The sequence below is a fragment of the Flavobacterium sp. genome (assembly GCF_031411595.1).
Classification (GTDB): Bacteria; Bacteroidota; Bacteroidia; order Flavobacteriales; family Flavobacteriaceae; genus Flavobacterium.
In genome coordinates this window covers 21,886-34,437 of the sequence record NZ_JANOBI010000052.1, presented here as the reverse complement: position 1 = coordinate 34,437, position 12,552 = coordinate 21,886, and the positions used below count along the sequence as shown (strand labels likewise).

At 36.2% G+C, this 12,552-nt stretch carries 10 protein-coding genes; 4 read left to right on the top strand and 6 right to left on the bottom strand.

The annotated features are described in order from the left end of the window. Positions 1-43 precede the first annotated feature (43 nt). Complete coding sequence (locus RMO03_RS12160; protein WP_309642375.1) at positions 44-1,063, top strand: hypothetical protein; 1,020 nt, start codon at positions 44-46, stop codon at positions 1,061-1,063. A gap of 20 nt (positions 1,064-1,083) precedes the next feature. Here RMO03_RS12160 and RMO03_RS12155 read toward each other — a convergent pair whose 3' ends face one another. Further along, complete coding sequence (locus tag RMO03_RS12155; RefSeq protein WP_309642374.1) at positions 1,084-2,121, bottom strand: acyltransferase family protein; 1,038 nt, start codon at positions 2,119-2,121, stop codon at positions 1,084-1,086. 51 nt (positions 2,122-2,172) lie between these two features. Then, a complete protein-coding gene (gene corA, locus RMO03_RS12150; protein WP_309642373.1) occupies positions 2,173-3,255 on the bottom strand; it encodes a magnesium/cobalt transporter CorA in 1,083 nt (360 codons plus the stop codon). An 83-nt stretch (positions 3,256-3,338) separates the two neighbouring features. On the opposite strand from corA, the gene hutI reads away from it, so the two are divergent. Beyond that, positions 3,339-4,577: an imidazolonepropionase gene (gene hutI, locus RMO03_RS12145; RefSeq protein WP_309642372.1), complete on the top strand. Its 1,239-nt coding sequence runs from the start codon at positions 3,339-3,341 to the stop codon at positions 4,575-4,577. 46 nt (positions 4,578-4,623) lie between these two features. Here hutI and RMO03_RS12140 read toward each other — a convergent pair whose 3' ends face one another. Continuing rightward, positions 4,624-5,508 carry a hypothetical protein gene (locus RMO03_RS12140; protein WP_309642371.1) on the bottom strand — a complete coding sequence of 295 codons (885 nt, stop codon included), beginning with the start codon at positions 5,506-5,508 and terminating at the stop codon, positions 4,624-4,626. Positions 5,509-5,603: 95 nt separating this feature from the next. Between RMO03_RS12140 and RMO03_RS12135 the strand changes: the two genes are divergently transcribed. After that, complete coding sequence (locus tag RMO03_RS12135; protein ID WP_309642370.1) at positions 5,604-6,701, top strand: formimidoylglutamase; 1,098 nt, start codon at positions 5,604-5,606, stop codon at positions 6,699-6,701. Positions 6,702-6,758: 57 nt separating this feature from the next. Next, positions 6,759-8,009, top strand: coding sequence for a DEAD/DEAH box helicase (locus tag RMO03_RS12130; protein ID WP_309642369.1), 1,251 nt, complete (start codon positions 6,759-6,761; stop codon positions 8,007-8,009). A gap of 77 nt (positions 8,010-8,086) precedes the next feature. Here the strand turns inward: RMO03_RS12130 and RMO03_RS12125 are convergent, their stop codons facing one another. The 3 genes from RMO03_RS12125 to ettA all read right to left on the bottom strand — a co-directional run bounded on the left by RMO03_RS12125 (position 8,087) and on the right by ettA (position 12,544). After that, positions 8,087-8,584 carry a hypothetical protein gene (locus RMO03_RS12125; protein ID WP_309642368.1) on the bottom strand — a complete coding sequence of 166 codons (498 nt, stop codon included), beginning with the start codon at positions 8,582-8,584 and terminating at the stop codon, positions 8,087-8,089. Between the two features lie 9 nt (positions 8,585-8,593). After that, positions 8,594-10,771, bottom strand: a complete 2,178-nt coding sequence (locus RMO03_RS12120) for an ATP-binding protein (protein WP_309642367.1) — start codon at positions 10,769-10,771, stop codon at positions 8,594-8,596. A gap of 78 nt (positions 10,772-10,849) precedes the next feature. After that, a complete protein-coding gene (gene ettA, locus RMO03_RS12115) occupies positions 10,850-12,544 on the bottom strand; it encodes an energy-dependent translational throttle protein EttA (protein WP_309642366.1) in 1,695 nt (564 codons plus the stop codon). Positions 12,545-12,552 lie beyond the last annotated feature (8 nt).

Here is a 12,552-nt window from a genome sequence, read left to right as displayed (position 1 = left end):
TTATTTTTTGTATAATTGCGTCATCAATGCTATAAATATAAACATGAATACCAAAGAAACTGATATTCTCAATATAATTTTAATCATAGTTTCATTAGCATTGGCTTTTAACGTGCCTTATGGGTTGTTGATTTTTTCGTACGCCTTTCTTGGCCCTTTGCACTATTTGACGGAAATCAATTGGCTCAAAGAAAAAAGATATTTCATTCAAGAAACCAAATGGATGTGGCTATTTATCGCTTTAGCAGTGATTTCGACCATTCCTGTCATTTTGAATTTGGATGTATTTTCCGATTTTAATAAAATGCCGGAAATAAAAAAGGTAAAATTTTTTATAGCCAATTGTTTCGATGAAGTTTTTATGATACTGATTTTATTTGCGATTGGATTAATTCATTTTAAAAATAAAATACACCTGAGTTTATTTCTAATTGCGAGTATCATCGTTTCTATTCTGTTTTTGAATTATTTAACGGATTATTCGATGTTCGTGGTGGTTTTTGTGCCGACTTTAATTCACGTTTTTCTTTTCACCTTACTGTTTATGATTTATGGTACTATAAAATCGAAAACAACACCTGGAATTATCGCTATTATATTATTATTATTAGTTCCCGTAATTATCATGGTAAGCAAAATTAATCCGATGGAATATAATACCGTAACTGAATTTACTAAGGATTCTTTCCGTAAAAGTTCATTCGGATCTTTAAACTTTCGTATTGCACAATGGCTTGCTCCCATAAAACCTGAGCAATTTGGGCTCTTATCCGTATTGGGTATTAAAATACAGATATTTGTTGCTTTTGCTTACACCTATCATTATCTGAATTGGTTTTCAAAAACATCGATTATTCGTTGGGATAAAAGCTTGACAAAATCGAAAATTATTACCATTCTTGTGATTTGGCTTGTGAGTGTTTCGATTTATCTTTATAATTTCAAAGTGGGCTTTATCGTCTTAACATTCTTAAGTTTGATTCATGTGTTTCTCGAATTTCCTTTGAATATGACTTCCATCAAAGTAATTTTAGAAAAAGTAAAATCGCAATTCATTCGTTAATCATCAAAACTGCTTTTCATTTATCCCGAAACAATGCGTCCGTATGGAATTTTATTAATGGAATAAGTAATCAATAATGAAATCATCAAACACAACACGGTCGTCAATGGAATTCCCAGAATTGGATTGATAAACAATCCCGAAATTCCCAATTTTGACAATACCATTAAAACAAAAACATGCGATAAATAAATGCCGTAACTGTATTTACTAATCGATGTAGAAAGGATTGCTATCCATTTATTACTGAAACTCGAATGTTTAAAAATCAAAAAAACACCGATTGAAGTCAGTATCACATTTGGACTCAAATACGAATAAAAGCCACTAAAAAAATGATTTTTATTCGCCGTCATCCAATAAGTTCCCGAAATCGTAATGGCAATTCCTATTAAAAACAAGGCAAGTGCTGCCCATTTGATTTTTCTATTCGTGAATTTTATATTGAGCCAATACCCTAAAATCGGATAACCCAAGAAACCTGAAAAATAAGTTAGGTTGACATTGGGTTTAAATTTATTGATTAATGGAAGATTCAATGCAATCACTACAAGCCATAGCAGAATATAATAAGCGATTTCATTTTGCGTACTGTTTCTAATCCATTGGCTGATGATTGGTAGAAATAAATAAATGCCAATTAATAAATACACATACCATAAATGATAGGAAGCGCCATATTGAAATTGCTTCAAAACAAAGCTACTCTTTTCTGAGACATTCCAGTTTTCTCCGCGATACCCAATCGAAATCAAATCATACAGTATGTAAATACAACTCCAAAACAAGAATGGAAATAGTATTCTGGAAAATCTTTTCTTCAAGAAATCTGTCAAGCGATCTGCTTTTGGCAATAACAATGCGCCGGTTAACATTAAAAAAATAGGCACACAAAATCTTGAAAATCCATCAAAGACATTGCTTACACACCAATCATAATTGGAAACCTTACCATACTGATAAATTCCCGGTGCAGCTACATGTATTAAAATAACTGAAAACGTCGCAAAAGCTCTTAGATGATCGGCCCAAATTATTTTGCTGTCGTTATTTTGCATTGATCGTGAACTTTTTGGAGTTAGATTGATGAAGGTTTTGCTTTTGAATGATTAAAACCAATTTTTCTTTTTGAAGTAAAAAATCATCGCCAAAACCAACACAAACATCACCATCATTACCATAAAATAGCCGTATTGATAGCGCAGTTCGGGCATCACGTCGAAGTTCATTCCGTAAACACCAACGATAAAAGTCAATGGCATGAAAATAACGGAAACTGCTGTTAGGATTTTCATAATTTCATTCATGCGATGGCTTTGCGAAGAGAAATAAAAACTCGACGCGCTATCCAACGTATTCATGTCGTATTCGATTTGCTCTAAAATCTCCAATGATTTCTGGTGCAAGCGTGCAAAGAAACCATAATTCGATTTTTCGATACCGTCGTAATCACTTTCATCATGCTCGCTTTTCAAGTTGAATAAAGCATCTCGCAAAGGCAGAATCGATCGCTTTAAAAAGTTGATATCTTCGCGTATTTTCTCTATGCGAACAAGCACATCAGGTTTATCGCTTGTTTTGGATTCGGCCAATAATGCATCAATCACATCTTCATAGTATTCAATCGAAATATAAAAATTTTCCATCACAGCATCGAGCAGTAAATACAACAAATAATCGTTGCCTTTTTTACGGACAATGCCGCTGTGGGTTTTAATACGTTCCCGAATGTGCGTGAAAAATTCGCTTTTTTTCTCTTGAAAAGAAACGAGCAAATTGTCTTTCAATAAAAAACTGATTTGCTCCACGTGAACATGATTGTTACCTTCACCGGGCAAAATCGATTTGATGCTAAAAAACAATACTTGATCTAATTCTTCCATTTTACTGCGACGCGAAACATTCAATATGTCGCTGACAATGAAAGGTTCAACCGACAGCATCTCGCCTATTTTCTGGATCAACTCTACGTGATGCAAACCATGCACATTGAGCCATTTGACATCATCGGCTTGCAATTCGTCCTCAATTTCTTTTTGGATTCTATCGAGTGATACTTTTTTATATTCTTCATAACCGTCGTCATCGTATACAAACAGTTGCATTTCTACTGGATCTGTGCAATGAATTCCGGTGTATTCATAATAATTGGGTTGTACTTTCCGTACTTTTTTATATCTCACTCTTTTCATCCGAAGCTTTTTAAATGCAGAATAATTTGACCTAAAGATAGGAGTTTTTAAATTTCCAATTTACATTTACAAAAAAAACGCAGATGCAAATATTAATCATCAATATCAAAGAACTGTTGCAGGTAAGAGAAACTAATGTTGATAAGGTTTCAGGTGCTGAAATGGCGACATTACCCAGTATCAAAAATGCGTATTTGGTGATTGAAGATAATCTGATTAAAGATTTTGGTTCGATGGAAGATTGTCCGCAAATCAACCCTGAAAAGATTATTGATGCTTATGAAAAAATCGTATTGCCGACTTGGTGCGATAGCCATACGCATATTGTTTATGCAGGAAATCGCGAGCAAGAATTTGTAGATCGCATCAATGGTTTATCTTATGAAGAAATTGCGAATCGTGGCGGCGGTATTCTAAATTCTGCTAAAAAATTACAAGCAAGTTCTGAAGATGATCTTTACGAACAATCGAAAACGCGTTTAGAAGAAGTCATGCAAATGGGCACCGGCGCGGTTGAAATCAAATCTGGTTACGGCTTAACAGTCGATGATGAAATCAAAATGTTGCGCGTTATCAAACGACTTAAAAAAGATTATCCTATTGCGATTAAAGCCACTTTTCTCGGTGCGCATGCTTTTCCGTTGGAATTTAAAAACAACCATCAAGGTTATATTGATTTGATGATTAACGAAATGATTCCCAGAATTGCCGATGAAAAACTAGCGGAATATATTGATGTATTTTGCGAAAGCGGTTATTTCTCGATTGCAGAAAGCGAACAAATTTTAGAAGCCGGTTTGAAGTATGGTTTGATTCCAAAAATACATGTCAATCAATTCAATGCTATTGGTGGTGTGGCGTTGGGCGTAAAATATCAAGCACTTTCAGTAGACCATCTTGAAGTCATGAATCCCGAAGACATCGAAGTTTTGAAAAACTCACAAACGATGCCTGTTGCGTTGCCTTCTTGCTCCTACTTTTTAAGCATTCCTTATACACCGGCACGTGAGATGATCAAAGCTGGTTTGCCTTTGGCTTTAGCGACCGATTTTAATCCGGGCTCAACGCCTTCGGGGAATATGAATTTTGTCGTAGCTACAGCCTGCATCAAAATGAAAATGACACCCGAAGAAGCCATAAATGCAGCCACTATTAATGGTGCATACGCCATGGGGATTTCCAAAACACATGGTAGCATTACCATTGGTAAAAAAGCCAACATTATCATTACCAAACCCATTCCGTCGTTCTATCAATTGCCGTATGCTTTCGGAAGCAACTTGATTGAGCAGGTTATTATTGAAGGCAAATTGATTGCATAAAAAAAGGAACCCAAATTGGATTCCTTTTAGTAATAGATATTGTTGATTATTTCAAACTGAAACTTGATTTAGAAACCAATTCTCCTTGGTCGAATACATTCACAAAGTAAGTTCCTTTTTCGAAGTTCTTACCCGGCAAATCTTGCGATACATCAACCGATTTGTTTTCGTATTTTACCGTTGTTTCGAAACTGTACGTCAATGAAGTTTCTCCGAACGATTGTGTTTTCTTTTCACCCAACACATTGTTTTTGCTGTCGATTACTTGAACATAATACGTTTTATCGCCTTGTTTAGCCACTTTGTTTTCATTGATGTTGAAACTGATTTTCAAAACATCTGCTTTTCTGGCTTTTTCAGTTTCGATTTGTTTTCCTGAGCTTCTTAATTTATAAGCAGCTGTTTTCAAATTCGATACGGTAAGTTTTTGAGCAACTTCAACAGTTTTGGCCAAATCTTGATTTTGACCTACCAAAACTTCGTTGTATTTTCTCGACTCTCCTAAAACGGTTACTGTACTATCACGTTGAACTGTTAATTTGGCATTGTCTTTTTTCAATGCTTCATTTTCAACCATCAAAGACTTCATTTTTGTCTCCAAAGTGAAGTATTGGCTTTTGTATTTTGCCATCGATGCGGCATCACCTTTTGATTTTTTCAAATCAGACATCAAATTCACCACTTTTTCTCTTTCTGCGATTAATTCGTCAGACATTGAAGTGTTTTCAGCAATCGCAGCGTCATATCGTGCTTTCAATTCTTCCAAGTCTTTCATTACAGATTCTTTATCTGATTTAGTACCTGTGAGTTCAGTTTGCAAAGCTTTTGCATCTGAAGTCATTTTGAAAATATACACCAAACTACCTACAAGAAGCACTGCCAAAATAGCTATGACGGCTTTTAAATTTGAATTACTTTTTTGGTTTTCCATAGTTTTATAATTTTATTTTAACAAAAATAATAATATTTGAGGTAATAACGTAAGTTTGTCTGAATATATTACTTTTGAATGTTAAAAAACTTTTTATGGAGAAGTTGATTCCCTTTAGTAGCATCGATTTAGCTAGAATTACCAACCATCGAAGTGGTGAACTTAAGTTTGGCGAAAAAATGGCGGTTGTGCCCAAAGGAACAGCTTCGATTGAGGATTTTCTTACCCATTCGTCTGTTCGTTACGTACTTTTTGGTGTGCCAGAAGACATTGGTGTCCGCGCTAATTTTGGTCGACCTGGTGCTTGTTCTGCTTGGGAAAGTGCTATTAAAAGTATTGCCAACATTCAATTTAATAAATTTTGTAAAGGAAACGAACTACTCGTTTTAGGCCAATTGGATGTCGCAGAAGAAATGACGGAAGCAGAATCTTTAAACTATCACAACATCGCTGATAGAAAAAAATTCAATGATCTTGTAGTCAAAATTGATAAAGAAGTCGCCCATATTATTTCAATCATTGTCAAAGCCGGGAAAATTCCAATCATTATTGGTGGCGGTCACAACAATTCATACGGAAATATTAAAGGAACGGCGCTCGCCAAAGGAAAACCTGTAAACGCCATTAATTTTGATGCCCATTCCGATTTTAGAATACTCGAAGGCAGACACAGCGGCAATGGGTTTTCGTATGCTTTTGAAGAAGGTTTCCTCAATAAATATTTCATCTTCGGTTTGCATGAAAATTATACCTCCAAAAAGGTGTTATCCAAAATCAAAAAAATTCATGCTCGTGTTCGTTACAACACGTATGATGAAATCGCGATTCGAAAATACAAAACGTTTGAAACCGAATTGGAAACTGCGCATGACTTCATCAAAAACGAACCTTATGGTATCGAAATCGATTTGGACGCGATTCCCAATATTGCCAGCAGCGCGATGACCATCAGTGGTTTTTCCGTAGAACAACTGCGTCAGTTTGTGCATCTTTTCGGAAAGAATCAAAACGCGAGTTACTTGCATATTTGTGAAGGCGCACCGGATTTGGGAGAAGAAAAAAACAACCACCTTATTGGAAAATTAATCGGTTATCTGATTACGGATTTTATGAAAGCCAACGATCCTATGATTGGTATTATCAGTAATATGGATGTTGATTTTTCCGAGGTAAAATCCACTTCAATTAAATAAACTATCTTTGCGGGGATTTTCAGACGATTGATTGCTGAAAACCTAATACACTTATTTATGTTATTTGAAGATTTATCACTCTCGAAGAGTATCCAAAGAGCCGTTTTTGAAGAAGGCTATACCGAGGCAACGCCAATACAAGAACAATCCATTCCAATCGTTTTAGCGGGTAGAGATTTAGTGGGCTGCGCACAAACAGGAACGGGAAAAACTGCAGCATTCGCCATTCCAATTATTCATCAGTTGCACCGTATTGTCGGTTCATCAAATAAAAAGAAATTGATTCGCGCTTTAGTCGTTACGCCTACTCGTGAACTTGCCGTTCAAATCGGGCAGAATTTCGAGCGATACGGAAAATACACCAACCTCACACAATTGACCATTTTTGGTGGTGTTTCTCAAATTCCACAAGTTGATGTTTTGAAAAAAGGTGTCGATATTTTAATTGCCACACCAGGAAGACTACTCGACTTAAACAAACAAGGTTATATCGATTTAGATCATTTGCACACTTTGGTTTTAGATGAAGCCGATCAAATGCTCGATATGGGTTTTGTGAATGATGTCAAGAAAATCGTAAAACTCACACCCAACAACAGACAAACTTTATTGTTCTCAGCTACGATGCCTATTGCCATTCGTGAATTGGCAGAAATGTTTTTGAAAGATCCTGCAACCGTTAGCGTTTCGCCTGTTTCTTCTACAGCAGAAAAAGTGGAGCAACGTATTTATTTTGTGGATAAAACGGAGAAAAGAAATTTATTATACCATTTAATTCGCAATGAAAAATTATCGGATGTATTGGTTTTTTCAAGAACCAAACACGGTGCGGATAATGTTGTGAAAGCCTTGCGCAAACATGGTGTTGCTGCCGAAGCCATTCACGGTGACAAATCGCAAACGGCAAGACAACGTGTTCTCGATGCATTCAAAAGAAAAGAAGTTGGCGTTTTAGTAGCCACAGATATTGCAGCACGTGGTATCGACATCGATCTTTTACCATACGTTGTGAATTTTGATTTGCCTAATATTCCCGAAACTTATGTGCACCGTATTGGAAGAACCGGTCGTGCCGGAAGTACCGGAATTGCGATTTCATTTTGCAGTAAAGATGAAGCGCCGTATTGGAAAGACATTCAGAAGTTAATTCAAGTGGATGTACAAACGATTTCCGATCATCCTTATCCTTGGCATGAAGGCAGTCCTGAAGTGGCAGCAACGCCACCAAAAAATTCTAACCGAAGTGGCGACGCACACAAATCGAGAAAATCAACAAACTCGAAACAGAATAAGAAACGCTGGTATTAAACCTAAGTGTTTATAAAACTAAAACCGCAGATTAGCAGACTATTGACTGTAAATCTGCGGTTTTTGATTTATAAATGTTACTCTATTTTTTTAAAAGACTTTAAAGCGATTGTCATAATCAACAGCAAAACGCCAAAAAAAATAAAGAAACGTGCACTCCATTTTCTATTGCCTCTTATGTAATATGTTTTATTGGCCTTATCGATATATTCCACATTTCTATTGATACGTGGGTCAAGGCGGTCTTTTTGCATGAGCAATGTTTCAGAATGATAGACCACTATTTCATCCCCAAGATGCAATTGATCCAATTGCTCAAACTCCGGACTGAAATCACCAGTTTTTTTTCCAATAAAAATATCGAATACACGATCATTGCCTTCTAAATGAATAAATCGATTATCTATTGGATGATACTTTTCAAAACTCTTGTCGATAAAATCGATTTTACCTTTAACCATTACGTGTTCGGTTTTTGATTTTGAAGTACTACTATACATCCAGAAACCAAGTACAATAATAATGGTACTTCCTGTAAGTAATTTTATAAAAATCGGCTTTCGATTGTTGCTCATTTGATTTTTTTAGTCAACTTTTTTTACCTGCTCCTGAATCATCTCAAACAATTTTACAAGTTCAAATGGTTTGATGATAATGTCATTCATGCCCGATGTAAATACTTGCTCTTTGATTTCTTCTTTATCAAAAGCGGTTAAAGCGATGATTGGCGTATTAATTCCTAGGCTTCGAATTCTTTTACTCGTATCAAATCCGTTGATGATGGGCATATTGATATCCATCAGAATCACATCGTATTTTTGGGTTTCCAATAAATGCAACGCCGCAAAACCATCAGCCACCATATCGCATTTGATATTGTTCTTGTCCATGATTTTCTGCGTCACCAATTGATTGATTTTGTTGTCTTCAACGACCAATACTTTCAATAAATGATTCGAACTCATATCCATTTCAACAGCAACATCGATATTTTCCGTTACCGACGCAGCATCAAAACCAATCACAAACGTAAAAGTCGTTCCTTCGTTTAGCTTGCTTTCCAAATGAATTTTACTACCAAAAAGCGCAATCAGTTTTTTTACAATCGACAAGCCCAATCCGGTGCCTTGGTAATCTTCATCGGTGCGACTGACTTGCACAAACATATCGAAGATTTTCTCTTGATCTGCAGGCGCAATTCCAACGCCTGTATCGATGATTTTAAATTCAATATTGTGAACATTTTCTTTTACATTCAGTTGATTGATGGCAATCGTCACTTTTCCGTTTCTGGTAAATTTGAGTGCATTGCTCGTCAAATTCATAATGATTTGTGACAATCGAAATTTATCGCCTAACAAAAATTTTGGAATGTCATCATCAATTTGAACTACCAATTCATTCGCATTATTGTTCGCAATGTATTGCACCGAATTGGTAATCGCAGCTATTTCGTCTTGCATGCTGAAAACCGCTTTTTCTAAAACGATGCGCTTTTCATCCATTTTATTGAGCTGCAAAATATCATTGACTAATGACAACAGATAGCGTGCTGAGAATTTCAATGAGCTCAAATGTGGACTATCGGCCAATTCTTTGTGTTCATCCGTAATAATATCCGTAATGCCAACCACGCCATACAAAGGTGTGCGCAATTCGTGGGTAATCGTAGATACAAATTGCGATTTCATCAACGATGCCTCTTCTGCTTTTTCTTTGGCTTGCTTTAATTCATCGTTGGCTTGTACCAATTTTAAATTGGCTTTTTTTCTGAAATTGTTGGAACGATATAACGTAAAAATCAATACTAAGAAAGCCATCATTAATACTAAGAAAAGCACGGTAATGATATTAGATTCCTTTAATTTTTGAAGGTGTTTCTCGTTTTCCAATTCGATGCGTTCCAACTGAATTCTGTATTCATCGAGTTGTATTTGCATCGCCGATTCTTTCAACAAACTTTTCTTTTCTTCGGAATAAATCAATTTACTCAAAGCATTGAACTTGTCTTTATATACTTTTTCTAAATCAGCTTCATGGTATCGCTTGTAGTGCACAGCTATATTTTCATACACATTAATCAAGAAACTATCCATCTTATACTGTTGTGCAATCGCAACCGCTTTTGAATAATATTGCATTGCCAATTCAGGTTGATCATTATTGGTATAATACACACCAAGCAATGATGTCAATGTAAATCGCATTTCATTTTCACCTTTTCGATTCACATAACTTTCCGTTTCTTTTACGTATCGAATACCATTTTTAAAATCATTAATCGCAAAATAAGCACTCGCAATATTCAATTTTGTGTAGGTAATTTGTAAGCTGTCATTGATTTTGGTAGCATAATGCAATGACTTTTTGTAGTATTCAATTCCTTTGGCTACATCGACTTTATTGAAATAATAAGCACTTCCAAGATTGCTGTAAATCCAATCGTTTAAAGAATCATTTTCGATGCGGGAAGCGTACGATAAAGCTTTATTGTAGAAAGCAATGGCATTTTTTGCTTGGGAAAACTCGTCGTAAATAACGCCAATAGCATTGTACGATTGTGCGATTAGATGATCATCGTTGATTTTGAAAGAGCGCACCAATGCCGATTTGGAAAGATTTAAAGCCTTGTCATATTCGCCATTAGTAAAACATTTTCCGGCTTTATTAATTTGATTTTCAATGCTTTTCTTTTCGATGGCATTTTGGGAATAGCCAAGATTCATTACAAAAAGGAATGCAATCAGTATAAATTTTTTCACAAAAAAGAGTTCATATGAGTTCACAAAAACAATCCCAACAACGTTGTCGGGATTTCTTCAAAAATATTAATTAAAATATTAATTCCTAATCAATTTTCTATATTTCAATCTTTTCGGTGTCAAATCGCCACCCAAACGTTTCTTTTTATTTTCTTCATATTCAGAAAAACCGCCTTCAAAATAATACACATCTGAATTGCCTTCGAAAGCGAGAATGTGTGTGCAAATTCTATCTAAAAACCAACGGTCGTGGGAAATCACTACGGCACAACCGGCGAAATTTTCCAAACCTTCTTCTAAAGCTCGAAGCGTATTAATATCAAGGTCATTCGTCGGCTCATCCAATAACAATACGTTGCCTTCTTCTTTCAAAGTCATCGCCAAATGCAAACGGTTGCGTTCCCCACCGGAAAGCATACCGACTTTTTTGTTTTGATCGCTGCCGCCAAAATTAAAACGTGACAAATACGCTCTAGAGTTTACTTGTCGGCCGCCCATCATAATGAGTTCTTGCCCGTCGCAGAAATTTTCCCAAATGGTTTTGTTTGGATCGATGTTGGAATGTGCTTGATCTACATAAGCTATTTTTACGGTATCTCCGACAGAAAACTCACCGCTATCGGTTTGTTCTTCACCCATAATCATTCTGAAAATGGTCGATTTTCCGGCGCCATTGGGTCCGATGATGCCAACAATTCCGGCTTGTGGTAAAGTGAAATTTAGATTGTCATACAACAATTTATCGCCAAAAGCTTTGGCTACATTTTTAGCTTCGATGACATTGGTTCCCAAACGTGGGCCATTTGGAATGTAGATTTCTAACTTCTCATCGAGTTGTTTTTGATCTTCATTAAGTAATTTATCATAATTCTGCAAACGTGCTTTTTGCTTGGTTTGTCTGCCTTTCGCGCCTTGACGTACCCAATCTAATTCGCGCTCTAAAGTTTTTCTGCGTTTCGAAGCCACTTTTTCTTCTTGCTCCATGCGTTTCGATTTTTGATCTAACCACGAAGAATAATTACCTTTCCAAGGAATGCCTTCGCCTCTATCGAGTTCTAAAATCCAACCCGCTACATTATCTAAGAAATAACGGTCGTGCGTTACGGCGATTACGGTTCCTGCGTATTGTGCTAAATGTTGCTCGAGCCAAAGTACACTTTCCGCATCAAGGTGATTCGTGGGTTCATCAAGAAGCAAAACGTCCGGTTGCTGCAATAACAAACGACACAATGCTACACGGCGGCGTTCTCCACCTGAAAGGTTTTTAATGGGTGTATCGCCTTCCGGAGTTCTCAAAGCATCCATGGCGATTTCTAATTTTGTATCGATTTCCCAGGCACCAAGCGCATCGATTTTGTCTTGCAAATCCGCCTGACGATCCATGAGTTGTTGCATTTTATCAGCATCTTCATAAACTTCAGGCAAACCGAATTGATCATTGATTTTGTTGAATTCATCCAATACAGCCATGGTTTCAGCAACACCTTCACGAACAATTTCAATGACAGTTTTAGAATCATCGAGTTGCGGATCCTGTTCTAGATACCCAACGGTATAACCTGGTTGAAAAACCACATCACCTTGATAATTTTTATCAACGCCGGCAATGATTTTTAATAAGGAAGATTTTCCCGAACCATTGAGTCCGAGGATACCGATTTTCGCTCCATAAAAGAAGCTTAAATAAATGTTTTTTAGTACTGGTTTGTCGGCGCCTGAGTAGGTTTTACTCAGTTTCTGCATCGAGAATATTACTTTTTTATCGTCTGACATTGTTTGAT